Genomic DNA, 23,299 nt, shown 5'->3' on the forward strand with positions numbered 1-23,299 from the left:
CCCGCCCCGCCCCGCAAACCCGCAGATCGACCCCCCATCCCACCTCCCCAAACCCCCACCAACAACCCCCCACCCCCTCAAACCCCACCCCCTCCCACACCCCCGCTCCGGCCCTGCTTCGCCGCGCCCGCCGCGCCCGTCCCGGGCCCGTCGCCGACGGGGAGGCCGGGTGTGGTCAGGGGGTGGGGGGCGGGTGGGGCGGAGGGGGTGGGGGGTTTGGGGGATGGTGTTCTGTTTCTTGACAGATGTCTGGGTGCGGGGGACGGTCCTGACTGATGGCGCAAGCTCGTCCGGGAGGGACACGTGGCGCATTCTCGGCTCCTCACCGTCGGGTCCCGGCGGTCGCTGCTCGTGGCGGTCGCGCTGGCGGCGCCGTTGCTGTCCGTGCCGCCTGCGCGGGCGGAGGCGGCGGCCTACCTCGATTCGCGGGTTCCGGTGGCTGGGCGGGTGAAGGACCTGCTCGGGCGCATGACGCTGGAGGAGAAGGCCGGGCAGATGGCCCAGGCCGAACGGGGCGCGGTGGACGGCGACCAGGGGCAGATCACGGCGCTCGGCCTCGGGTCGGTGCTGTCCGGGGGCGGCTCGACGCCCGCGGCCAACACGCCGGAGGGGTGGGCCGACATGGTGGACGGCTACCAGGCGCGGGCGCTCGCCACGCGGCTGCGCATCCCGTTGCTGTACGGGGTGGACTCGGTGCACGGCCACAACAACCTCGTCGGCGCGACGGTCTTCCCGCACAACATCGCGCTCGGCGCGACGCGCGATCCGCGGCTGGTGCGGGAGGCGGCGCGGATCACGGCGATGGAGACCCGCGCGACCGGGCCCCAGTGGACGTTCGCGCCGTGCGTGTGCGTCACGCGGGACGTGCGATGGGGGCGCACGTACGAGAGCTTCGGCGAGGACCCGCGGCTCGTCACCGCGATGGGGACGGGCATCGAGGGCTTCCAGGGACGGAACCTCGCCGACACGCGGCACGTCCTCGCGACCGCCAAGCACTACGCGGGCGACGGCGACACGCGGTTCGGGTCCTCGACGACCGGGACGTACACGATCGACCAGGGCGTGACCGTCACCGACCGCAGGACGTTCGCGCGGATCGACCTCGCGCCGTACGTCGCGGCCGTGCGCGAGGAGCGGGTGGGCAGCATCATGCCGTCGTTCTCCAGCGTCGACTGGACGGAGGACGGCGTCGGGAACCCCGTCAAGATGAGCGCGCACAAGGAGTTGCTGACCGACGTGCTCAAGAGGCGGATCGGCTTCCCCGGCTTCCTGGTCAGCGACTGGGAGGCGATCCACCAGCTCCCGGGCGACTACGCGGTGCAGGTGCGCACGGCGGTGAACGCCGGGATCGACATGTTCATGGAGCCCTACAGCGCGCCGCAGTTCGTGCGGACGCTGGTCGCGGAGGTACGGGCCGGGCGGATCCCGACGAGCCGGATCGACGACGCGGTCGGGCGGATCCTGCGGGCCAAGTTCCAGCTCGGCCTGTTCGAGCGCCCGTACACCGACCGTTCCCGCGCGGGCTCGATCGGGTCGGCCGCGCACCGGGCCGTCGCGCGCCGCGCGGTCGCCGAGTCGCAGGTGCTGCTGAAGAACGACCGGCGCGCGCTGCCGCTCAAGCCGTCCCAGCGGATCTACGTCGCCGGGGCGAACGCCGACGACCTCGGCAACCAGGCGGGCGGCTGGACCGTGACCTGGCAGGGCGGTTCGGGCGCGACCATCCCCGGCACGACGATCCTCCAGGGCATCCGGCGGAACGCGGCGGACGTGACGTACAGCGCGGACGCGTCGGCGCCCACGGCGGGCCACGACGCCGGCGTGGTCGTGATCGGCGAGACCCCGTACGCCGAGGGCGTCGGGGACGTCGGCAACGGGCACACGCTCGAACCGTCCGCCGCCGACCGCGCCAACATCGACCGCGTCTGCGGCGCGGTGCGGACCTGCGTCGTCCTCGACGTCGCCGGCCGCCCGCAGATCGTCACGGGCCTGCTCCCGAAGATGGACGCGTTCGTGATGTCGTGGCTGCCGGGCAGCGAGGGCGCGGGCGTGGCGGACGTGCTGTTCGGCAAGCGCCCGTTCCGCGGGCGGCTCCCGGTGACGTGGCCGCGCAGCGAGGCCCAGGAGCCCATCAACGTGGGCGACGAGCACTACGACCCGCTCTTCCCGTACGGCCACGGCCTGACGACCCGTCCCCGGTCCTGACGCACGGCGCGGCGTCAGGACCGGGACCGGTCCCGGCGTCTGGTGCGGCGTTCCCCAGTGCCGCCGCGCGCCGTCCCCGACGAAACGACGCGCGGCGGGTCCGCTCCCGCGCGGCGGCGTCCTCGTCCCGCGCGGGCGTCTCCGCCCTGCGCGGCGGCGTCTCCGAATGATGCGGCGGTGGCTCCGGGAACGTGGAGGGCGGGGGGCATTCCCTTCATTCTCTCCCCTGGAGCGTTGGCGGACAATGCGTTATTCGGACCGGTCCGTCCGGCTCATGCGGGGCGGGCCGGTCCCATGGGTCCATGGTCCGGAAAGGGCCGCCGATTTAGCCTGGACGGCGAGAGCGCGCGGCGGCCGGGCCCGGCGACGAAGCGGTGGCGGGCCGTGCGCGCGGCGCGGCGGCGCGAGCCCGCGGCGCGGCCGCGGGAGCCCGCGGCGCGGCGGAGCGGAGTTCGGCGTACGCCCTGAGACCACCGTTGGACCGACCTCGCGCGGAGCGTGCTGATGAACGTGACGGCTGACGTGCTCGGAGACGGCTACGAGGCGATCGGACTGTTCCTCGGAAGTGATTTCGAGGGCGAGGTCACCGCCACTCTCGTCCGGCGTTCCATCGCGAATTCGTCCCCGCGGGCCGTGCTTTATCTGCACGGCTTCTCCGACTATTTCTTCCAGAGCCACATGGCCGATTTCTACGTCGGGCACGGGTACGACTTCTACGCGCTCGACCTGCGCAAGAACGGCCGTTCGCTGCGGCCCCACCAGACCCCCAATCTCGTCGGCGACCTCACCGAGTACTTCGCCGAGATCGGGGAGGCGGTACGGCTCGTCCGCGAGGTGGACGGGCACCGGGTGCTGCTGCTCAGCGGCCATGGCACCGGCGGTCTGACCGCCGCCCTGTGGGCCGACCGGTTCCGCGGCAAGGGGCTGATCGACGGCCTCTTCCTGAACAGCCCCGCCCTGGACCTCCCCCTGCGGGCGGTGCCGCGCTGGGCGTACGTCGCCGCCGCCCGCCTGCTGCGCCGGTCGGCGCCGGGCGCCCGGCTGCCGCTCGCCCAGTCCGACCGGTACGTCCGCAGCATCCACCGCGGCGGCACCGGGGAATGGGACTTCGACCTCGCCTGGAAGCCGCTCGCCGGCTTCCCGACGCGGGCCGCGTGGCTGGCGGCCGTACGGCGCGCGCAGAAGCGCGTGCACGAGGGGCTGTCGATCGAGGTGCCCGTGCTGGTGATGGCGTCGGCGCGCAGCGTGGACCCGTCCGACGAGGACGCCGACGCGACCGCCGGGGACGCGGTGCTGAACGTGGACCACATCGCCCGCTGGGCGCCGCGCCTCGGCCGGGACGTCGCGCTGGTGCGCATCGACGGCGGCGTGCACGATCTCGTGCTGTCGCCCGAGAACCCCCGCGACCTGGTCTTCACGGAGCTCGGCGACTGGATCAGGGAGCGCCTGCCGCCGTCCTGACGCCCGCGCGCGGACCGGCCCCAGGGGCTCAGCCGGGCCGGTCCGCGCGCGGGTCGCGGCCGCCGAGGACCTTGGCGATGGCCTGGGTGCGGTCGGCCACGTCGAGCTTCTGGAACACCGAGCGCAGGTGGTTCTTGACCGTCGGCTCGGAGATCTCCAGCGCCCGCGCGATGTGCCGGTTGGACGAGCCGCGCACCAGCAGCGCGAGGACCTGCTGCTCGCGGTCGGTCAGCCGCGGCTGGACCCGGGAGCCGAACGGTGGCCGCGCGCCGGGCGGGGAGTCGCCGTCGGCGGGCGGACGGGTGTCGAACGCGGCGCCGCCGGGGCGCTGCGACGGCACGGGCGGGTAGAGGTCCAGCAGGCTTTGCAGGTGCTCCACGATCTGGTGCAGCCGGGTCAGGTGGTGGTCGGCCTCGCGGACCAGCGTGTGCACCGTCGCGGCCATGGCCCGACGCCCCTCCGCCGGGGGTCGCGCGTCGTCGGCCCCGCCCGGGGTCTCCGTAGCTCCCATGTCAGCCGCTCCCCGTTCGCCGGAACCGTGCGCGGCCGTCGCGGCGACCGCGCAGTTAAAGATAATTACTCTCCGTAGTCAAGTGCGGCCATCTTAAGCTTCCCCGTTCACGGATGGGAACCCCGGGCGATCAGCGGGAGAACCGCCGGGCCGGACGTGCGCCGCGCCGCCGACCCTTGCCCCGGGGGCCCCGGGCCGGGACGGCCGCCCGACCGGATCGCCCCACTCTTTACCTTCCCGGCCGCCGCGGGACGGTCAACCGGCCCGGATCACCTGCGGACCGGCCTCGCGGATCGCCACGTGCGTCCCGAGCCACCGCGGCCGCCGCGACGCACGTGGCGGGCCGGGAGGAAATGACAGACGAAGAAATTACGCGCCTGGCGAGCGCGGCTCGCATGGCGCCTCCGGCGGCGGGTATCCGAGCGGATTCGGGCGGCCCGCGGGCCGGGGAGTCCCGACTCTGGAAGCCCGCCCTCAGGAGGCCGCACTCAGGCCCTTCCGCGCGTCCACGGGGTGCCTCCCCGCGGACGAGTCGAAAGGAGAACGGGAAATGCCTCGTCCGGGAAGCCACAAGTACGACATCGAGCGCGCCAGGACCCGCAGGCGCATCGAGGACGACGGCGTCGCGACGGACGCCGCAGCAGGCGAGCAGGCCAACAGGGAACTCCAGCGGGACGAGCACCGCCGGCCGCGCAAGGCGGGCGAACGGGCCGAAGGCCCGAAGGGCGAACGCACGCCGGCCGCACGACGCGCCGGCCGGCCGGGACGGTGACGATGGGGATCTTCTTCAACCGCAACGGGCCGGAGGACGACGTGCCGCTCGACCAGGTGGTGGCCTGGTCCCGCGCCGAGGGGGGCGAGCCGAACCCGGACTACCCCGACCAGCACTGCACCACCGGCACGACGCCGAGCGGGACGTTCGTCGGACGGGTCGCCGGGGACGACGTCGGCCACTGGGAGGAGAGCGGGGCGGAGCGCCGCGCCGCCGCCGCCAGGGCGGACGCCGCGCGCTTGGAGGCCGCGCAGGCCGAGGTGGTGCGGACCCACGCGGTGCAGACCGCCGCGCAGGCCGAGGCGGCGCAGGCGGTGACGCGGGCGGAGGCGGCGCAGTCCGCGTCGGCCGCCCCCGCCGCGCCCACGCAGGCGGGACCCGCGCCGTCCGCGGACGACCGGTCCCCGCGGCCGGGGCGCGGCGTCACCGGCACCTGACGGCCGCGGCCGTCCGCCCGCCTCAGCCGCCGTCCGCCGCGACGGACGGCGGCTGAGGCGCGGCTTTGGTCACGCTTTGCTCGTGTTCGTTCACTCGCGCGTTCGGTGTCCGTTGGGCACCGGTTTTTCGTGATCGTCGGTGCGGGCGGGGACGGCGCGAGAGGATGGCGGGCGTGATCAAGGAAATGGAGGGCCCGCGGTGATCGTGACAGTCCTCGGCGGCGGGAACGGCGCGCACGCCGCCGTCGCCGACCTCACCCTGCGCGGGCACGAGGTGCGATGGTGGCGGCGCGCCGCCGCGTTCCCGCCGGGCGGTCGGCTGCGGTACCGGACGCACGACCGGGTGGGGCGGGTCACCGCCGCGATGGCCACGCACGACCTGGCGGCGGCCGTGGAGGGCAGCGGGCTCGTCCTCGCGCCGGTGCCCGCGTCCGCGCAGCCGGACCTGCTCGCGGCGCTCGCGCCCGTCCTCGCGCCCGGCCAGGCGGTCGCGTTCACCCCCGGCACGTTCGGCACCTGGCACGGGTCGCGGCTGCGGCCGGACGCCGTCTTCCTGGAGACCGGCACGCTGCCGTACCTCACGCGGGTCACCGCGCCCGGCGAGGTCGACATCCCCGTCACGTCGAGCAGGCTGCCGGTGGGGAGCATCCCCGGCGCCGGCCCGGCGGCGGACGCGGCGCACGCGCGGTTCGCCGACGCCTACCCGGAGGCGGTGCGCGTCTCCGACGGGCTCGACGCGGCGCTCGCCAACTGGGGCCCGGTCATCCACCCGCCGCTGATCGCGCACAACCTCGGCGCGATCCAGACGCTGGCCGAACGGTTCGACATCCACGCCGACGGCTCCTCGCCCGCCGTGCTGAAGACGACCTCCGCGCTCGACGCCGAACGGCTCGCGCTGCGCGCCGCCCTCGGCCTGCCCGCCCCGCACTGGCCGCTGGAGGACTACTACCTGGAACGTGACACCTCCATGTACCCGCCGGACGCGAAGGCGCGGCTGCTCGCGTCGGGCCTGTGGCGGGAGACGGTCGGCCTCGACCACCGCTACGTGCACGAGGACGTCCGCCGGGGCCTGGTGCTGAACGTCGCGCTCGCCCGCCTGGCGGGCGTCCCCGCCCCGACCGGGACGGCGATCCTCACGCTGCTCGGCACGGCGCTGGGCGAGGACCTGCTGGACGTCGCGCGCGTGACGGGCGAGCTCGGCACGGGCGACCTCGACGAGATCCGCCGCACCGCGCGCGACGGCGCGCCCGCCCCCGCCCCCGCCGTACGAGAGGGATAGGACCATGGAGTACTTCCTGCAACTGCACGGGAACCTGCCGATCGACGCCTACCCGGCGCTCGCCGCGCGGGCCGAGGAGCTCGGCTTCGAGGACGTCTCCCTGCACGACGTGCTGTTCCGCCGCCCGGTGTGGCCCGTCCTGTGCGACATGGCCCGCGCCACCTCCCGGGTGCTGATCGGCCCGAACGTCACGCACCCGTACCTCAGCCACCCGGTGCAGATCGCCGCCAACCTCGCGCACCTGGACGAGCTGTCCGGGGGCCGCGCGGTGCTCGGCCTCGGGCGCGGCTCGATGTACGAGATGGTGGGGCAGGAGAATCCGGCGAGCCTCGCCGGGCTGCGCGAGGCCGTGGACGTCGTCCGCGCGCTGGTCGGCGGCGGGAGCGGGCCGTACGAGGGCGAGGTGTTCCAGCTCCGCAAGGACGCCCGGCTGCACTTCGGCACCGGCCGCCGCGTCCCGGTGTACCTGGGGCGCTCGGCCCGAAGGGCGCGCGGCTCGCGGGGGCGCACTGCGACGGGCTGCGCGCCGCCGCGCAGTGGCACCCCGGCTACGCCGGCCTGCTCAAGGAGCACATGGAGGCGGGCGCGAAGGAGGCCGGGCGCGCGCCCGGCGAGGCGCAGTTCGTCGCGGAGAACTGGACGTTCGTGCACCCCGACCGGGAGCTGGCGCGGCGCGAGGCCCGCGCGCTGCTCGCCACGTTCCTGCCCGCGCTCGGCGCGCCGCTGGCGTTCCACGGGGTGCCGGAGTCCGAGCGCGAGGCCGCGCTCGCCGCCAAGCGGGACGGCGCCACCGAACGGCTCGCGGAGATCAGCGACCGCACCCTCGACCTGTTCATGGCCGCGGGCGACGCGGGCGACCTGCGCGCGGGCCTGGACCGCCTGGAGGCCGCCGGGATCACCGCCGTGTCGTTCTCCGGGCAGCTCGGCCCCGACACCGCCCTCGCCCTGGAGATCATCGGCGAGGCGATCAACGGCCGCTGACCCGCCGCGCCCGCCGCGCCCGTCCCCGCCGCGCCCGGCCCGGCGGGGACGGGCGCGGGCTCAGTGCGGGCGGCGGTCGGACGCGGGGGACCGGAGGTCGCCCGGACGGCGCAGGACGGGGGGCGGCTGCGGTCCGAGGCGGCGGGGGCGGGGCGCGCCGGCGGGGTTGAGGTTGATGGGGGCGGCGGCCGGGAGGCCGGCGGGACGGGCGCGCGGCTCGTCCCGCGGAGGCTCGGCGGGCTCGGCCGCGGGCTCCTCCGGCTCGTGCCGGGGGACCAGCAGGACCGACGCGACGGCGAGGACGAGGCCGACCGCCGACAGCAGGAACTTGCCGGGCGACTGCGGCCAGGGCTGCCCGTACACCATGATCCCGGTGAGCCACAGCGACGCCTTGGACCCGACCGCGAGCACGACGACCACCACCGACAGCCGGCACCGCTGGAGCCCGATCTGCGCGAGGCCGAGCCCGAGCAGGCCGGTGCCGACCACGATGTAGGGGTGCGGCGAGGCCAGCAGCAGGTCCCACTGGCGCGGGCGGTCGCGGACGAGGTGGGCGATGCTCGCGCCCGAGCTCTCGGCGCACCCGACGAGGACGCCGGCGCCGAGGCCGAACGCCACGCCGGTGACCTGCCGGGCGTGCCGGCCGTCCATCGGCTCGTCCCGGACGGTGAACAGCCAGAGCGGGATCAGCACCGACGGCCCGACGAGCACCGCGAGCTTCCACAGCGGCGGCGACGCGTCCCACGGCCCGGCGGTGTCCGGCGGGCCGCCGTCCGACAGCAGGCCGCCCGCCGCGGCGAGGGCGAGCAGTGCCAGCAGCAGCACGGCGAGCGCGCGCCGCTCCCCCTTCTGGACGCGTTCGCCGAAGTTGGCGATCGACACCAGCAGCAGGACGGCGAGCACCGGCCCGTACATGGGGACGACGACCCGGACGGGCAGATCGGTCAGGACCAGGCTCTGCGTGACCAGCCCGGCCACGATGGTGATCATGCCCAGGAGCCAGACGGGGTCCAGGGCCAGGTGCCGGGTGGTGTGGAAGGGACGCGAACCGGTCAGCCGCGGCATCCTGCCCGCGGTGGTCTTGAAGATGGCGAACCCGGTGACGTAGGCCACCGGCGCCACGCTGGCGAGAACGACCGCACCCATGAGCGCTCCTCGGGTGGGGGCTCGGAGCCGAGCCGGGAGTGCTTGCGCACCGGCCGCCCCGCGGGAAGGACGGCGCGATGCCAAGAGGTGCTTTCCATTCTGTCCATAATCGGGGAAAAGGAATGCTCACCGAAGTGCGCATCCCCGCCCGCCGAATTGTCACCCGTTTCCAACACCGGACGTGAGGCCCCGCAGGAGGGCGGGATAGGCGTTGTGCAGCTCGCGCTGCCAGTACGGCCACGAATGCTGACCCTGGTAGAGGCGGGTCGCGACGGGGACGCCCAGCGAGCCCAGCCGCGCGGTGAACGCCGCGGCGTGGTCGTGCGCGGCGGCCTCCACGGGATCGGTGAACGGCAGCCCGCCGAGCGGCCCGGCGCGGCCGTCGCCCGAGGCCACCCGGAGCCGGACGCCGCGCAGGGCGCCCGCCAGGTCGTACGGGTTGTGCGCGTGCCAGATCGCGGCCTGGTCGTCCGGGTCGCCCCAGACGCGCCGCCAGTCGGTGCCGGGGCAGGCGAGCGAGGGGCCCCAGCCGATCGAGTCGTCGCCGGGCCGGTGGCCGTAGAGGGTGTGCAGGTAGCCGCTGAACGAGGCCGCCGCCCGGAACGCGCCGGGGAAGCGCGCCGCGTACAGCATGGCGCCGAGCCCGCCCATCGAGTTGCCGGCGATCGCGCGGGCCGTTCCGGCGCGGTAGTCGCGTTCGAGGATGCCGCGCACCTCGCGCATGTGGAACGTCTCCCAGGCGGGCGGCCCGCCCCGGCCGTGGTTCCACCAGTCGGAGTAGTTGCCGCAGGCGCCGCCTTCCGGCATGACGACCATGACGTCCGAGCCGGCGGTGAGCCGCTGGACGTCGGTCTCGCGCGTCCAGGCGGTGTAGCCGTCCACGCCGCCGTGCAGGAGCCACAGCGCCGGCCAGGTCCGTCCTGCGGTGCGGGACCAGCCGTACGGCAGCAGGAGCCTGACCATCCCGTTCCGGCCGAGGGCGGGGAGGCGACGGTCAGGTCCAGGGTGCGGGGCGCGACGGCCCGTTCGGCGACGACCCTCGGCTGGGCGGCGGCGGTCAGGGGGCGGGCGGCGGCCGGGGTGGCCGCGAAGATCGAGAGAAGCAGGGTGAAGACCCCCACCAGTGCGGCGAGGGTGAGGCTGCGACCCAATTACGGGTCCTTTCGGGAACGGCCGTGGAAAGGCCGGTGGTGCGGGGGGAATGCCGCGTCCGGCGGCTCGGTGCGCGCCGGTGCGGCGGGTCGTGCGCGCCAAGGAGGAATCGGCGGAACCCCGGCGTGGCGGCGACGACGGGAAGTGCTCTTCGGAACGGCGGAACGGCGCGTTCGGCGCGTTCGGCCTCCGGACGTGCGGGGATGTTCCAGCGCCCGCACTCGCTGAGCTGCTGGTCGGGGTGGTGCGGCTCCAGAAAGGAAAAGCGTCCTCGGGAAGGGAACGATCTCCTATGGAGATTGTTTCCCGTTCCGGATATTCCCGCTCCGGTCGCAGATCAACCGGCCGAAGAAAGGCCGATGCGAGAAAAAAGGGCGGGGCGCGGGGAGGGAATCCCGCGCCCCGTTCGCCGGGCGGTGCGGTCAGCGGTGGCGTCGGCCGGGGAAGCCGCGCCGCCGCGCGTAGGCGTCCAGGTCGTGCCAGTCGTCGCCGGTGTGGGCGTGCGCGGTGTCCAGGCAGCCGAGGGTGGACGGGCGGGGCACGGTGTAGCGGGGCGCGCGCAGGTCGGGCGGGTTCTCGAAGTCGAGCGCCTCGGCGAGGTTGCGGGCCGCCGCGTCGCGGACCGACAGCGGCTCCAGCCCCCAGCGCCACTCGATCGCCTTCAGCACCGAGGTGTGGTCGTACACCTCGTGCGCGACCGCGCCGCGCCGCGCCCGCGGCGAGATCAGCAGGCACGGCACGCGGAAGCCGCGCAGGCCGGTGCCGAGGTCGGGGCGCGGGTCGGGCCCGGCGGGCGGCGGGACGTGGTCGAAGAACCCGCCCCACTCGTCGTAGTTGATCACCAGCAGGGTGCGGGCCCAGTCCGGCGAGTCGATCAGCGCCGTGTAGACGCGGTTGAGGAACGCCTGCCCGAAGCGGATGTCGGCGAGCGGGTGCTCGTCCTCCGACAGCCCCGGGACGAGCTCGCCGAGGAAGCCGGGCTCCACGAAGCTCACCGCGGGCAGCGCGCCGCGCCGCGCGTCGTTGTAGAACTCCTGGATGTTCCGGCTGATGTCCAGGTGCCGCAGGCCCCACAGCGCCGTGAACGGCACGTCGCTGAAGTAGTACCGGGCCGGGACCCGCTTGGCCTTCAGGCGGTCCCAGATCGTGGCCAGCTCCGAGATGGCGAAGGTGTTGGAGATCCGGTCGGTCTGCGCGGCGTGCTGGAAGATCCGGTTGGGGAACGTCGAGGACATGACCGCGGGGAAGTAGCGGTCGCACACCGTCCAGTCCCGCGCCGCGCGCCCGTGGAACCCGAGGTCGTCGCCGTGGAAGTAGCCGATGGCGAACGTGTCGTTCTCCCCGGCGCGCAGCCAGCCGTCGCACTTTCCGTCGTTGTACTCGACCCGTCCGCCCTCGTAGGAGTGGTCGGGGTCCTTGAAGCCGCACCCGTGCGGGACGGTCAGGTGGTGCGTGGCGTGCTCGCGCCCCTGCGCGTCGGTGAACGTGAGGCCCTCCTGCCGGCCGTCCGCGCCGGGCAGCCAGCCGAGGTAGTGGTCGAACGACCGGTTCTCCATCATCACCACGACGATGTGGTCGATGCCCGACTCGTCCGGCGGGGGCGGCTCCGCCGCCGGGGCGCGGCTCGCGGCGGGCCCGCCGTCGGCCGCCGCCGACCCGCCCGCGGCGATGATCGCCGCCCCCGCCGTACCCGCCAGAAACCCGCGGCGCGTCAGTTCCTCGGTGCCCATGGCTCTCCTCCCGGTGGCGCCCGCAGAGCAGTATCACGAGCCCCACGGCACCGGGGAAGCACATCGGCCCACAGAGACCGGGCATAAATATGAAATTGATTCGGCACTATTCGGCCGGGCGGCGGGTCAGCCCAGGTCGAGGGCCTCGGCCAGCGCGCGCAGTCCGGGCAGGACGTCCTCGCCGGGCGGGGTCAGGAGCTGGACGGCGACGTGGTCGGCGCCCGCGTCGAGGTGCTCGGTGAGGCGGGCCGCCGCCCGGCCGGGGCGCCGTGCGCGATGATCGCGTCGATCAGCGCGTCGCTGCCGCCGTCGGCGATGTCCTCGTCGCTCCAGCCGAGCCGCTTCAGGTTGGCGGTGTAGTTGCGCAGCTTGAGGTAGATGTCGGCGACGTTCGCGCGGCCGAGCTCGCGGGCGCGCGTGGCGTCGGACTGGAGGACGACCTTCTGCTCGGGCGCGAGGAGCGGGCCGATGCCGAGCTCCTCGCGCGCCCGCCGGGTGTGCTCGGGCGTGACCAGGTACGGGTGGGCCCCGGCGGCGCGCTCGGCGGCGAGGCGCAGCACCTTCGGGCCGAGCGCGGCGAGCACGCGGCCGTTCACCGGGACGCCCTCGGCGTCGAGGCGGTCGAGGTAGCCGACGATCGTCTCGTACGGGCTGCGGTACTCGCTCGACGCCTCCGGGTGCCCGATGCCGACGCCGAGCAGGAACCGGCCGCCGTGCCGGTCGTTCAGCCGGTGGTACGACGCGGCGACCTGCTCGGCGGGCGTCGCCCACATGTTGACGATGCCGGTCGCGACCACGAGGCGGTCGGTCGCGGCGAGCATCCGCTCGGCGATGGCGAGCTCGCCGTCCGGCGAGCCGCCGATCCAGACGGTCCCGTACCCGAGCGCCTCGGCGTTCGCGGCGAGCTCCGCGTCCAGGCCGGCGGCGGGCCGCCAGATCCCGAACCGCCCCACGTTGATGTCGGTCATCGTTCCCCCAGGCTCGCGGTTTCCGGTCGGACCGTCCCTACCCGGTCCGCCGACAAGATCACCGTACCGCCGGGGCCGCGTCCCCGCCTAGGCCGGGACGCGCCCGACGCCGCCCAGGTACGAGGGGACGGTGAAGTCGGGCGGGACGTCCCCGCGCCAGCTCTGCACCGGGACGAGGCCGGGCTCCAGCAGCTCGGTCCCGGCGAGCAGGCGCCCGACCGACGCGCGGCCGCGCAGGGTGAAGGACCCCGACGGGGTCCTGGTGTAGACCTGGCCGATCTCCTCGAACTCCTCGCCCGGCCGTTCGCCGGGGAACGGGTGCGAGAGGACGATGTGGCTCCCGGGGCGAGCCGTTCACGGAAGGCGCCCACGAGCGCGGCGGCCTCCTCGTCGTCCTGGACGAACTGGAGGACGGCGCAGAACACGACCGCGACCGGCTCGCCGAAGTCGATCCGGGAGGCCACGCCGGGGTCCCCCAGGATGCCCGCCGGGTCGCGCAGGTCGCCGTCGATGACGGTCGTGCGGGGGTTGTCGGCGAGCAGCGCCCGCGCGTGGACGAGCACCATCGGGTCGTTGTCCACGTAGACCACGCGCGAGTCGGGGGCCGCGCGCAGCGCCACCTGGTGGACGTTCTCCTGGGTCGGCAGCCCGGTGCCGACATCGAGGAACTGCCGCACGCCCGCGTCCGCGAGCGCCCGCACGGCCCGGCCGAGGAAGGCCCGGTTGGCGCGGGCGGCGAGCCTGATGTCCGAGCCGGTCTGCCTGCTGACCTCGATGACCTTCTCCGCGGCCTCCCGGTCGACCGCGTAGTTGTCCTTGCCCATCAGGTAGTAGTCGTACATCCGCGCGACGCTCGGAACGGTGGTGTCCACCCCCGGTGGTGCCTGCTCGGGAACGCTCACCCGCCACCGCCTTTCGATCATGCTTGCCCCCACCCAACCACACCCCTTCCGCCCGGCACCGGCCAACCAAGATCTTCCGGACGTCCCGGGCGGTGAACCCGGAGGGCTCCGGCGGCGTCCCAGTGGCTGGGCCGCGAACCGGTCCGCACCCTCCACTCCCCGGTTCAGGAGGCGCTCGCAGAGGTGCGATCCGAGAAGGCCGACCCCGCCGGTGACGACGGCACGCCGGAACACGTCCCGCCCCCGCCCCCGCCCCTGCCCTCGCTGTGGAGGGACGACCGGCTGAGAAGGGCGATGGGCGTCGTTCTGATGGCGGCGTCGTTCGTCTACGTCGGGTGGATCGCCGCCGAACTGCGGGCCGCCGACCTCTGGCTGTCGCTCCCGTTCCTTTCGGCGAACGTCTTTCTGGTGCTTCTGCTGTTCGTCACGGTCTGCACCAACTGGCGCCGCCTGGCGCCGGACGTCCCCGGGCCCGAGCGGTTCGCCGCGCCGGACGTGGCCGTGCTCGTTCCGACGTACAACGAGCCGCCCGCCATGGTCCGGCGCACGCTGGAATCGGTGCTGGCCCAGAACTGGCCGCACGAACGCCTCGTCATCGTGGTCGGCGACGACGGGCACCGGACGGCCGTACGGGAAATGGTCGAGGACCTCAGGAACCGGCATCCCGGAGCCGTCCTCCATTACCATCTGCCGCCGCGCAAGAACACGCCCGAACGGCGGGGCGACGCCAAGGACGGCAATCTCAACTCCATGCTCGCCTTCGTCGCGGACGCGCATCCGGCGATCGGGTTCATCGAGACGCGGGACGCCGACGACCTGGTGGGCGACCCCGACTTCCTGCGCCACACCGTCGGCCACCTCGCCCGCCGGCCCGGCGTCGCGTTCGTCCAGACGATCAAGGACTCGCGGGTGAGTCCGGGCGACCCGTTCGGGAACCGGCGCAGGTTCTTCTACCGCGGCATCATGCTCTCGCGCGCCGCGAACGACTCGGCCTTCCCGTGCGGCAGCGGCCTGGTGTGGCGGAGGGCCCACCTCGAACTGATCGGCGGATTCCCCACCTGGAACCTCGTCGAGGACCTGTACTCCGGCTACCTCGCGCTCCAGCGCGGCCTGCGCGGTGCGTACCTTCCCGTCCTCGGCGCCGTGGGCCAGGTCGCGCCCGAGGACGTCCCCAACGTCTACAAGCAGCTCGGAACGTGGGCGCTCGACACGCTCAGGATCTTCTTCTGGAAGTCGCCGCTGACGGCTCGCGGGCTGTCGTTCCGGCAACGGCTGCAATTCCTGGAAACGGGCCTGTTCTACATATCCAGCGTCCCGACGCTCGTGCTGATGCTGACCCCGGCGCTGTGCCTCCTCTGCGACGTCCGGATGTTCCGGACGGACGTCGTCGCGCACATCGCCTATTCGATCTTCTACGTCACGCTGCTCGGCGTCTACATGTTCGTCCTGGGCAACGGGACGTCCTGGCGCGAAGTGTGGCGCGCCAAGCAGATGTGGGTGGGCATGACGTTCGTCTACATCAACGCCTGCGCGCGGGCCGTTCTGTACGGGCCCGGCCGCAAGCCCGAATACCGGGTGACCCGCAAGGAGCAGCGGGCCGGCCTCTACCTGAAAGAGGTCGCTCCGCAGATCGCGCTGCTCGCGCTCTGCGTCGCGGCTCTCGTGCGCCATCTCGTCCAGAAGTATCCGGGCGGCCTGTCCAGCGAGATCGACCTCGGGTCGATATTCTGGGTCGCCAACTACGGGGTCCTGCTTCTCTGCTTCATCCGCCGTAGCTGGTTCGGAGTGCGGGCGGGCCATCGGGAAGGGCGGCCGTGTCAGCCAGGTCCTATTCGGAACGCCTCGGCCGGATCGCCGATCGGCAGTTGCAAAGCGCTCTCGACCGGTTCGGTCTCGGCCGTCTCGTCGCCGCCGAACCGATCCCGCACGGGCACTTCGGGCAGAACCTCTTCCTGACGAGCAGCACCGGCGAGTACGTGCTGCGCGGCGACCCCAACCATCCCGGGCAGTTCGAGGCCGAGCGCTTCTACGCCGAGGTCCTGCACCAGGGGACGCGCGTCCCCGTGCCCTGGCCGTACCGGATCGACCCGTCCACGGACATCTTCGGCTGGAGCTACGCCATCATGCCGAGGATGCCGGGCGTACGGCCGTCCGACGTCGGCGAGGAATCGGGTCCGTCCGCCAGGATCGCGATGGCCCGGGCGCTCGGCGCCAATCTCGCGGAAATGCACGAGCTCACCTGGGCCCATCCGGGCCGCTACTACCCCGCCACCGGGACAGTCGGCCCGCTCGAACCCCGGACGCGTCCGTCTGGGCCCTCCCCGACCCCGTTCCGCTGCACGCCGCCGCGCGTCCCTACGACCGATGGGTGGCGGAACGTGTCCGCGCCAGGCTCACGACCGCCCAGCGCCACAACCCGTCCGCCACCACCGAGGCCGACCTCGCCTGGACCGGAGACCGCCTCGCGGAACGCGCGTCCGCGCTGGCCGTCCCGTTCCAGCCCCGCCTGGTCATGGAGGACTACAAGGAAGGGAACCTGGTCGTCCGCCGCGACGCGGGCGGGTGGGCCGTCAGCGGCGTCTTCGACCTCGCCCAGTCCTACTTCGGCGACGCCGAGTCCGACCTGGCGCGAACGCTCTGCTCCTACCTGGACGAGGACGCCGGACCCGCCCGCGAGTTCCTGCGCTCGTACCTGGCCGCGAGGCCCCCGAGGCCGGGCTTCCCGGAACGCGCCGTCGCGTACGTCCTGCTCGACCGCGCGCTCCTGTGGGAGTTCTTCCAGCGCCGCGGCCTGCGCTGGTGGCCCGAGTCGTGGACGTTCCAGACGTGGGCGGACCGCTACCTGTCCCTCCTCGCGCCCGTGCTCGCCGGCTGCTGCGAACGCGCCGTCCGCCCACAGGAGTGAAGGGCGGACGGCGCGCGCCGCGGGTTACGGCTTGGGCGTCGGGCAGGGGTGCTCGCCGGCCGCCTTCGGCGCGGTGTCGAGCACCTTCGTGGACGCCAGCGCGGTGTTGCTGAGGACCGAACCGCGCGGCGGTGCGGTGCCGCCGCCGGTCCAGGCGCTGCGCTGGCCGAGGTAGCGGTAGGTCTTCGCGTCGAAGATCAGCACCTGCCGCTCGCCCTCCCGCGCGCCGAACGAGACGCCCACGCCCGTCCGCCCGGCCGCGTCGGTCGTCGGGCCGACGAGGCGCGCGCCCTTGACCTGGCTCGCGACGCGGAACAGGGCCGCCTGCACCTTCGGCGGGAGCGGGCGGCTCGCGAGCATGCCGATCTCCGACCACGTGGCCGCGTCGCCGGTCGGGGGCTTCCCGCCGGTCGCGGGATCGGCGGGGCCGCCGGCGTTGGCCTTGAGGACGGCCAGCAGCCCGGCGGGGTCGGTGGGCAGCTTCTCGTTCACCGCGTACGGCGCGTTGCCCGTAGCGGGCTTGGACGAGCACGGCAGGATCTCGTCCGCGGCGCCCGGCGGGTCCGTCTCCTTGGCGCGGTCGGGCAGCTTCTTGCCGGGCAGCGGCGCCACCCCGATCTGGGTCTTGCGTCGCAACGCCTGGAACGCCCCGTCCGCCCGCTGCCACTCCTCGTAGCGCACCCGGCGGAGCCACGCGTCGCCGCCGTCCGCGATCGTGATCTCCTCCCCGGTCAGCTCGTGGTGGACGAACTGGTCGCCGCGCGGGTGGAGGCCGCCGCCGGACTCGGCCGCCGCGGCGGCCCTGGTGAGCAGCTCCGCCGCGTTGGCCGGCGGCGCGTTCAGTCCGGGCACACCGCCACCGCCGTCGCCGCCCGGGACCAGGGCGAAGCCCGCGGCCGCCGCGACGCCCAGCCCGCCGGCGACCGCCGCGCGCACGCCCCATCCGCGCCACGGCCGCCGGGCGGGGACCGCCGCCGGAACGGGACGCGCGTCCGCCTCGTCCACCAGCCGCCGCCGCAGTTGCGCCAGCCGTGCGGCCCCGGGCTCGTCGGCCTCGGCCCACAGCGTGCGGACCTCGGAGATCTCGTTCATCGCCGGCCTCTCTCGTCTTCGTCGTCGTGTCCTGCTTCGTCGTGGAACGCGGTCGGGTCGGCGCCGCCCAGCGCCTCGCGGACCTTGGTACGGGCCCGGTTCAGGCGCGAGCGCACGGTCCCGACGGGGAGCCCGAGCGCGTCGGCGACCTGCCCGTACGTCAGCTCCGCCCAGGCCACCAGCAGCAGCACGTCGCGGTCGCGGGCGGGCAGCGCCGCGATGGCCCCGGCGAGCCGCCGCCCGACCGACTGCGCGCTCACCCGCTCGACCGCCCGTTCCGCCACGCCCTCGGGCGGGTCGGGCAGCACGCCGGTGCGCGCGAACGTGCGGTACCGGCTCAGCTCGGTGCGCCGGTGCCGGTGGATCAGGTTGGAGGCGATCCCGTACAGCCAGGGCAGCGCGTCGGGCCGCGCCAGGTCGTAGCCGCCGCGCCGCCGGAACGCGACGAGGAACGTCTCGGCCACGATGTCGTCGGCCTCGCCGTCGCCGAGCCTGCGCGCCACGTAGCGGTGGAGCCGCCCCGCGTGGCGGTCGAACAGCAGGGCGAACCGTTCGGGATCCCGCCGCGACCCCTCGATGGCCTCCGCGTCGCTGCCGGCACACGTCTGCGTGGCAGCGGTCATCTAGCCGCTCTGTTCATGTCAGCCATCCTCCGGACGTTGTCTGCGGACACCGTCTTTTGCCATCAGGGCCGGGAGGGTTCACGCGCTGCCCGCCGGCCAGATCGGGTAGTCGACGTAGCCGCGCGCGCCGCCGGTGTAGTGGGTGCTCCCGTCGCCGGCCGCGGGCTCGAGGCCGAGCGCGAACCGGCTGACGAGGTCGGGGTTGGCGATGAACAGCCGGGCGAACGACACCGCGTCCGCGAGCCCCGCCTCCACGATCGCGTTCCCGCTCTCCCGCCCGAACCCGTTGTTGGCGATCAGCGGCCCGTTGAACAGCTTGCGGTACCGGGCGAACGCGTCGAAGTCCGGCCGTGCGCCCGGCGCGGACGGGGACGGGCCGCGCAGGTGCAGGTAGGCGAGCGCGCGTCCGTCCAGCGCGGCGACCAGGCGGTCGTGGCCCGCGCGGATCTCCTCGTCGGAGGCGAACGGGTAGGCGCCGCGCGGACGGGGCCCGCGAGGGCGGTCGGCCTCGGACCAGAACGGCGACAGCCGTACCCCGACGCGCCGTTCGCCCCAGACCTCCGTCACCGCGTCCACGACCTCCAGCGGCAGGCGGTCGCGGCGCGCGCCGTAGGCGTCGGCGCGGCGGTTCAGGCGCGGGTTGAGGAACTGCGCGAGCAGGTACGTGCCGTTGGCCGCGATCTCGACCCCGTCGAACCCGGCGCGGCGCGCGTTCTCCGCCGCGGCGCGGTAGTCGGCGACCGTGCGCTCGATGTCCGCGAGCGTCATCGCGTGCGGTGTGACGGTCGCCTTGCGCCCGGACGGCGTGGGCGACACCTCGCCCGGGTCGATCGCGGACGGCCCCCAGGGCAGCGCGCCGCCGAGGTGGTCGGGGTGCGAGTTGGCGCCCGTGTGCCAGAGTTGCAGCACGATACGGCCGCCGAGGGCGTGCACGACGCCGGTGACCCGGCTCCACCCGGCGACCTGCCGTTCGCTGAAGACGCCGGGGACGTCCGGGAAGCCGATCGCCCGCTCGCTCACCCACGCGCCCTCGGCGACGATCAGGCCGGCGCCCGCCCGCTGGGCGTAGTAGGCGGCGTGCAGGTCCGTCGGCGCGAGGTCCGCGTTGGCCGCGCGGGCCCGCGTGGCCGGCGCCATCACCACCCGGTTGGGCAGCCGCAGGCCGCCGAGGTCCAGCGGCCGCAGCAGCGGCTGCGGCCCGCCGCACTCGCTACCCTGCTCGTGTCGGATCATTGACCTTTCTCCCCTGTCGTGTCGTCGGTCGGTCCCACGAAGCAGACGGAGCGCGGCGAGGAAAGGTGACCGATGGACGAGCACGACGAGCTGGCCGAACGGTTCGAGGCGCACCGCGCGCGGCTGCGCGCGGTGGCCTACCGGATGCTGGGCTCGGCGGCCGAGGCGGACGACGCCGTCCAGGAGGCGTGGCTGCGGCTCAGCCGCGCCGACCCCGCCGGGATCGGCAACCTGGAGAGCTGGCTGCGGACCGTGGTGTCCCGCCTCTGCCTCGACATGCTCCGCACCCGCGCGTCCCGGCGCGAGGACCCCCTCGAACCGTCCCTGCCCGCCCGTTCGGCGGACGACGGCCCGGAGGAGGAGGCGGTGCTCGTCGACGCGGTCGGCCGCGCGATGCTCGTCGTGCTGGACGCCCTCGGCCCCGCCGAACGGGTCGCGTTCGTCCTGCACGACCTGTTCGCCGTGCCGTTCGACCAGATCGCACCGATCCTCGACCGGACGCCGGTGGCCGCCAAGAAGCTCGCCAGCCGGGCGCGGCTGCGCGTGCGGGGCGCGAACGCGACGCCCGTCGCGGAGCTCGGCCGCCAGCGGCGGGTGGTCGAGGCGTTCCTCGCCGCCGCCCGTACCGGCGACCTCGACGCCCTGCTCACGGTGCTCGCCCCGGACGCCGTGCGGCGGGCCGACCGCGCCGCGCTCCCGCCGGACCGCCTGAGCGTGGTCCGCGGCGCGGACGCCGTGGTACGGGAGGTGCGGCTCCTCGGCCCCCGCGCGCGGTTCGCCGAGCCCGCGCTGGTGAACGGCTCGGTCGGCGCCGTCGTCGCCCCGGCGGCCGGCTGCTCATCGTCCTCGCGTTCACGCTGCGGGACGGCCGGGTGGCCGAGTACGACGTCATCGCCGACCCCGCCCGGCTCCGGGATCTGGAGCTGGCCGTCCTGCCCCGGAGGCCGGAGGCCCCGGCTGAGCGTCCGCCCGCGCACGGCGCGGGCCGGGCGCGGAGGCGCCGGACGTGCCGTCACGTGCATAGATCGCGTCTCGGCGGGCATCGGCCCTCCCGTACGGCAACGGTTCGGAGGAAGGGACCATGGGTTTCCTCGACAAGCTCAAGAACAGAGCCCAGCGCGCCAAGGGCCGGAGCAAGGAGCGGGCGGGACGCGACGCGCGCGACCCGTACCTGGAGGCGGAGGGCAGAAGGGACCGCGTGGCCGGCGGCGCCAAGCAGGTCGGCGAGCGGGTCAAGGACACGGCCAAGGAGATCCGCAGGACCGGCCGCTGACCCCTCCCCGGGAAGTACCCCGAAAACGACTGAACCGCCACCCGTGGGTGGCGGTTCAGTGGCGTCGCGGCCGGGCTCTACCGTCGGTCAACGGTCGCCGGTGCCCTCATCGGGGCGCGCGGTCATCCGAGGGGCTTGGGAGCGCCCTTGGCGCCGCCGCCCTTGCCCCACTTCAGGACCTCGTACTTCAGGCCGTTGATGTGGCCCTGCGAGGTGCCGGTGTCGTACTTGCTGCTCGGCTTCTTGCCGTCCACGAGGTGGCGGAAGGTGTAGGTGTCCAGGTCCAGCATGACGCCCCGGTGGGACGGCTCGCCCGGACCGCGGTCACCGACGAACCCGGTGACGCTCCGGCCGTTGTAGGACACCTTGACCTTGGTGTTCAGCGGCCAGCTCGGGCTGGCGAACAGGCCCTTCTGCATCGGCTTGCCGCTCGCCGGGGCACCGGTGTCGCCGTTCACCGACGAACCGTCGTCCCAGAAGTACGACGCCTTGGTCTTGCCGCTGTAGACGGCCTTGCTGTGCTTGGCGGGCGCGGCCTTCTCGACGGCCTTGTGGCCGTGGCCCTTGTGGCGGGCGGTGTGCTCGACCGCGGCGGCGGGCGCCTTGGCCTGCGTGGTCTGGTCCGGGGTGGCGTTGCTCGCGGCGGCCACGCCAGCGGCGAGGGTGCCGGCGAGGCAGCTACCGGTGACGGCGGTCAGGGCGAGGTTCAGGGCACGGGTGTTCATGGCGATTCCTTTGCGTCGGCTTATCGGGAGCGCCGTTCCGGTGCCGGGCACGCGAACGCCTGGGTCCGGTGCGTGGCTTGAGGGGGAACGGCACCGAGCCGCTGAGGGGCTCGGGGTAAGACCGCCGTGAAGGAGTCCGCTGGAAGGGACGGCCGCGACGCGGCTCGAAGGGATCCCGCCTACAGGGCGGGCCACGACGGTTCTCGTTCAGCGGGGTCAAGGGCGCGTGACCCTGACCTTGCGTTAATTACATCCGCTGATACCAAGACAACGCCAAAGCGTGCTCACATATACCCGGCCCTAGGTAGATCTTTTTTCCCGGCACCATGCCGACGCGTGATTCGGCGGCAGGGCCTGCGATCCGGCCGCCCGGTGCGCCCAGGGCCTCCCTGGGGAGCCCCGCCCCCGCCCTTGTACGGCACGGGCCCGCGGGCGGCCCGGACCGCTCGGCGGCCCGAGGGGACCGGGCCGTTTGACTTCCCTTGGACTAGAGCCACATACTCCCGTTATAACTTCTAACAAAGGAGATGGGTTCTTGTGGAGAGAGTCGTGGTCGCGCCCGCGCGGACCGGCGGGGCCGTTCTCGGGCTGCTGGCCGCCTCCCAGTTCCTGGTGGCGCTGAACACCTCGATCGTCAACGTGGCGCTGCCCGCCATCGGCGACGACCTGGCGCTCTCGCCCGCCGGGCTGTCGTGGGTCGTGAACGCCTACCTGGTCGCGTTCGGCGCGCTGCTGCTGGTCGGCGGCCGGATCGCGGACGTGCACGGGAGGCGGCGGACCCTGCTCGCGGGCTCGGGCTGTTCGCCGCGGGCTCGGTCGCCGCGTCCGTCCCCGCCGGGGCGGGCCTGCTGATCGCGGCGCGCGCCGTCCAGGGGACGGGGGCGGCCGTGCTGTCCCCGGCGGCGCTGGCGATCGTGCTGGCGCTGTACCCGGCGGGGCCCGCGCGCGGCAGGGCGCTCGGCGTGTGGGGCTCGGTGTCGGCGGCGGGAGGCGCGGCGGGCGTGCTGCTCAGCGGGGTGCTGACCGACCTGCTCGGCTGGTGGGCGATCTTCGCGGTGAGCGTCCCGGTCGCCCTGGCCGCGCTGGTCCTCGTGCCCCGCCTCGTCCCGTCCGACGGGGCCCGCCGGGGCGGGACCCTCGACCTGCCGGGCGCGGTGACCGTGACGCTCGGCCTGCTGGCGGTCGTCTACGGGCTCGGCAGGGGCGGCCCGGCCGCGCTCGGCGCCGGGGCCGTGCTGCTCGCGGCGTTCGCCGTGATCGAGCGCCGGGCCGCCGACCCGCTCGTGCCGCCGGGCCTGCTGCGCGTCGCCAGGGTGGCCTCCGGCAACGCGGCGATGCTGCTGCTCGGCATGGTGTGGGTCGCCACCTTCTTCTTCCTGCCGCTCTACCAGCAGCGGGTGCTCGGCTACTCGCCGCTCGCCACCGGGATCACCCAGCTCCCGCTGGCGCTGGCGCTGATGGCCGCGCCGCTCGCCGCCGGACGGCTGCGCGGCACGCTCGTCCCCGGCCTGCTGGTCCTCGCCGCGGGCCTCGCCTGGCTGTCCCGCGTGCCCGCCGACGGGACGTTCCTCGTGGACCTGCTCGGGCCGACCGTCCTGATCGGCGGGGGACTCGGGCTCGCGTTCGTGCCGCTGACCGCGCTCGGCGTCGCGGGCGTCCCCGCCGAACGGTCCGGGGTCGCGAGCGGGCTGATCAACACCACCCGGCAGGTCGGCGGCGCGCTCGGCCTGTCCCTGCTCGCGTCGGTCGCGGACCTCGCCCCGTCCGACCGGCTCGGCTACCGCGACGCTTTCCTCGGCGCGGCGGCCATCTCGGTCCTCGCGGCGGCCGTGGCGCTCCTCAAGGGGCGCAGGCCGTGACCGGGCCCGCCGCCCGCGCCCTGGACGGCCTGATCATCCTTCGTTAGT

17 protein-coding genes and 5 pseudogenes are annotated in these 23,299 nt (G+C 74.3%); 12 read left to right on the forward strand and 10 right to left on the reverse strand.

Going from position 1 to position 23,299, the window contains the following annotated elements:
* Positions 1–303: 303 nt before the first annotated feature.
* Both GEV43_RS23665 and GEV43_RS23670 read left to right on the forward strand, forming a co-directional pair.
* A complete protein-coding gene (locus tag GEV43_RS23665; protein WP_309239804.1) occupies positions 304–2,202 on the forward strand; it encodes a glycoside hydrolase family 3 N-terminal domain-containing protein in 1,899 nt (632 codons plus the stop codon).
* A 504-nt stretch (positions 2,203–2,706) separates the two neighbouring features.
* A complete protein-coding gene (locus tag GEV43_RS23670; protein ID WP_160822565.1) occupies positions 2,707–3,663 on the forward strand; it encodes an alpha/beta hydrolase in 957 nt (318 codons plus the stop codon).
* Between the two features lie 28 nt (positions 3,664–3,691).
* Here the strand turns inward: GEV43_RS23670 and GEV43_RS23675 are convergent, their stop codons facing one another.
* Positions 3,692–4,108 (reverse strand): helix-turn-helix transcriptional regulator, encoded by a 417-nt coding sequence (locus GEV43_RS23675; protein WP_241683018.1) that lies wholly within the window; start codon positions 4,106–4,108, stop codon positions 3,692–3,694.
* A 616-nt stretch (positions 4,109–4,724) separates the two neighbouring features.
* On the opposite strand from GEV43_RS23675, the gene GEV43_RS23680 reads away from it, so the two are divergent.
* The 4 genes and pseudogenes from GEV43_RS23680 to GEV43_RS50850 all read left to right on the forward strand — a co-directional run bounded on the left by GEV43_RS23680 (position 4,725) and on the right by GEV43_RS50850 (position 7,643).
* Positions 4,725–4,946, forward strand: coding sequence for a phosphatidylethanolamine-binding protein (locus GEV43_RS23680; protein WP_160822566.1), 222 nt, complete (start codon positions 4,725–4,727; stop codon positions 4,944–4,946).
* Positions 4,947–4,948: 2 nt separating this feature from the next.
* Positions 4,949–5,383, forward strand: a complete 435-nt coding sequence (locus GEV43_RS23685) for a hypothetical protein (RefSeq protein ID WP_160822567.1) — start codon at positions 4,949–4,951, stop codon at positions 5,381–5,383.
* A gap of 199 nt (positions 5,384–5,582) precedes the next feature.
* Positions 5,583–6,662: an NAD/NADP octopine/nopaline dehydrogenase family protein gene (locus GEV43_RS23690; RefSeq protein WP_160822568.1), complete on the forward strand. Its 1,080-nt coding sequence runs from the start codon at positions 5,583–5,585 to the stop codon at positions 6,660–6,662.
* Between the two features lie 4 nt (positions 6,663–6,666).
* Positions 6,667–7,643, forward strand: a pseudogene (locus tag GEV43_RS50850) (LLM class flavin-dependent oxidoreductase).
* Between the two features lie 60 nt (positions 7,644–7,703).
* Here the strand turns inward: GEV43_RS50850 and GEV43_RS23700 are convergent.
* The 5 genes and pseudogenes from GEV43_RS23700 to GEV43_RS56220 form a co-directional block, all read right to left on the reverse strand.
* On the reverse strand, positions 7,704–8,789 hold the full coding sequence (locus tag GEV43_RS23700) for a hypothetical protein (RefSeq protein WP_160822570.1): 1,086 nt from the start codon (positions 8,787–8,789) through the stop codon (positions 7,704–7,706).
* Between the two features lie 159 nt (positions 8,790–8,948).
* Entirely contained in the window at positions 8,949–9,752 is an 804-nt protein-coding gene (locus GEV43_RS23705; RefSeq protein WP_241683019.1) for an alpha/beta hydrolase family protein, read from the reverse strand.
* Between the two features lie 611 nt (positions 9,753–10,363).
* Positions 10,364–11,671, reverse strand: a complete 1,308-nt coding sequence (locus GEV43_RS23710) for an alkaline phosphatase family protein (RefSeq protein ID WP_160822571.1) — start codon at positions 11,669–11,671, stop codon at positions 10,364–10,366.
* Between the two features lie 191 nt (positions 11,672–11,862).
* Positions 11,863–12,639 carry a TIGR03620 family F420-dependent LLM class oxidoreductase gene (locus tag GEV43_RS23715; RefSeq protein WP_309239805.1) on the reverse strand — a complete coding sequence of 259 codons (777 nt, stop codon included), beginning with the start codon at positions 12,637–12,639 and terminating at the stop codon, positions 11,863–11,865.
* 87 nt (positions 12,640–12,726) lie between these two features.
* Positions 12,727–13,562: pseudogene (locus GEV43_RS56220) on the reverse strand (SAM-dependent methyltransferase).
* 162 nt (positions 13,563–13,724) lie between these two features.
* Here GEV43_RS56220 and GEV43_RS23725 point away from each other — a divergent pair.
* From GEV43_RS23725 to GEV43_RS47295, 3 genes and pseudogenes are all read left to right on the forward strand, one after another.
* Positions 13,725–15,497, forward strand: coding sequence for a glycosyltransferase (locus GEV43_RS23725; RefSeq protein ID WP_160822572.1), 1,773 nt, complete (start codon positions 13,725–13,727; stop codon positions 15,495–15,497).
* Positions 15,407–15,733, forward strand: a pseudogene (locus tag GEV43_RS56225) (phosphotransferase family protein); the annotation flags it as partial. The gene GEV43_RS23725 and the pseudogene GEV43_RS56225, both read left to right, overlap by 91 nt.
* A gap of 176 nt (positions 15,734–15,909) precedes the next feature.
* Complete coding sequence (locus tag GEV43_RS47295) at positions 15,910–16,446, forward strand: phosphotransferase (protein WP_175250123.1); 537 nt, start codon at positions 15,910–15,912, stop codon at positions 16,444–16,446.
* Between the two features lie 24 nt (positions 16,447–16,470).
* Here GEV43_RS47295 and GEV43_RS47300 read toward each other — a convergent pair whose 3' ends face one another.
* The 3 genes from GEV43_RS47300 to GEV43_RS23740 form a co-directional block, all read right to left on the reverse strand.
* A complete protein-coding gene (locus tag GEV43_RS47300; RefSeq protein WP_175250124.1) occupies positions 16,471–17,538 on the reverse strand; it encodes a CU044_5270 family protein in 1,068 nt (355 codons plus the stop codon).
* Positions 17,535–18,161, reverse strand: coding sequence for an RNA polymerase sigma factor (locus GEV43_RS23735; protein ID WP_160822573.1), 627 nt, complete (start codon positions 18,159–18,161; stop codon positions 17,535–17,537). The genes GEV43_RS47300 and GEV43_RS23735 overlap by 4 nt, the downstream gene beginning before the upstream one ends.
* A gap of 78 nt (positions 18,162–18,239) precedes the next feature.
* Complete coding sequence (locus GEV43_RS23740; RefSeq protein WP_160824739.1) at positions 18,240–19,394, reverse strand: alkene reductase; 1,155 nt, start codon at positions 19,392–19,394, stop codon at positions 18,240–18,242.
* A gap of 144 nt (positions 19,395–19,538) precedes the next feature.
* Between GEV43_RS23740 and GEV43_RS55060 the strand changes: the two are divergent.
* Positions 19,539–19,883, forward strand: a pseudogene (locus GEV43_RS55060) (sigma-70 family RNA polymerase sigma factor); the annotation flags it as partial.
* A gap of 592 nt (positions 19,884–20,475) precedes the next feature.
* Entirely contained in the window at positions 20,476–20,667 is a 192-nt protein-coding gene (locus tag GEV43_RS23750) for a CsbD family protein (protein WP_160822574.1), read from the forward strand.
* Positions 20,668–20,789: 122 nt separating this feature from the next.
* Here GEV43_RS23750 and GEV43_RS23755 read toward each other — a convergent pair whose 3' ends face one another.
* Positions 20,790–21,392, reverse strand: coding sequence for a hypothetical protein (locus GEV43_RS23755; protein WP_160822575.1), 603 nt, complete (start codon positions 21,390–21,392; stop codon positions 20,790–20,792).
* Between the two features lie 639 nt (positions 21,393–22,031).
* On the opposite strand from GEV43_RS23755, the pseudogene GEV43_RS23765 reads away from it, so the two are divergent.
* A pseudogene (locus tag GEV43_RS23765) lies at positions 22,032–23,251 on the forward strand (MFS transporter).
* Positions 23,252–23,299: the final 48 nt, after the last annotated feature.

Source organism: Actinomadura sp. J1-007 (assembly GCF_009793335.1).
Taxonomy (GTDB): Bacteria; Actinomycetota; Actinomycetes; order Streptosporangiales; family Streptosporangiaceae; genus Spirillospora; species Spirillospora yumaensis.

Bases quoted from the DNA above. Each gene is read 5' to 3' on its own strand.
- GEV43_RS23735 (WP_160822573.1), bottom strand. From the start codon at position 18,161: ATGACCGCTGCCACGCAGACGTGTGCCGGCAGCGACGCGGAGGCCATC.
- GEV43_RS23680 (WP_160822566.1), top strand. From the start codon at position 4,725: ATGCCTCGTCCGGGAAGCCACAAGTACGACATCGAGCGCGCCAGGACC.
- GEV43_RS23705 (WP_241683019.1), bottom strand. From the start codon at position 9,752: ATGGTCAGGCTCCTGCTGCCGTACGGCTGGTCCCGCACCGCAGGACGG.
- GEV43_RS47300 (WP_175250124.1), bottom strand. From the start codon at position 17,538: ATGAACGAGATCTCCGAGGTCCGCACGCTGTGGGCCGAGGCCGACGAG.
- GEV43_RS23740 (WP_160824739.1), bottom strand. From the start codon at position 19,394: ATGATCCGACACGAGCAGGGTAGCGAGTGCGGCGGGCCGCAGCCGCTG.
- GEV43_RS23750 (WP_160822574.1), top strand. From the start codon at position 20,476: ATGGGTTTCCTCGACAAGCTCAAGAACAGAGCCCAGCGCGCCAAGGGC.
- GEV43_RS23700 (WP_160822570.1), bottom strand. From the start codon at position 8,789: ATGGGTGCGGTCGTTCTCGCCAGCGTGGCGCCGGTGGCCTACGTCACC.
- GEV43_RS23715 (WP_309239805.1), bottom strand. From the start codon at position 12,639: ATGACCGACATCAACGTGGGGCGGTTCGGGATCTGGCGGCCCGCCGCC.
- GEV43_RS23685 (WP_160822567.1), top strand. From the start codon at position 4,949: ATGGGGATCTTCTTCAACCGCAACGGGCCGGAGGACGACGTGCCGCTC.
- GEV43_RS23710 (WP_160822571.1), bottom strand. From the start codon at position 11,671: ATGGGCACCGAGGAACTGACGCGCCGCGGGTTTCTGGCGGGTACGGCG.
- GEV43_RS23755 (WP_160822575.1), bottom strand. From the start codon at position 21,392: ATGAACACCCGTGCCCTGAACCTCGCCCTGACCGCCGTCACCGGTAGC.
- GEV43_RS23675 (WP_241683018.1), bottom strand. From the start codon at position 4,108: ATGGCCGCGACGGTGCACACGCTGGTCCGCGAGGCCGACCACCACCTG.
- GEV43_RS23670 (WP_160822565.1), top strand. From the start codon at position 2,707: ATGAACGTGACGGCTGACGTGCTCGGAGACGGCTACGAGGCGATCGGA.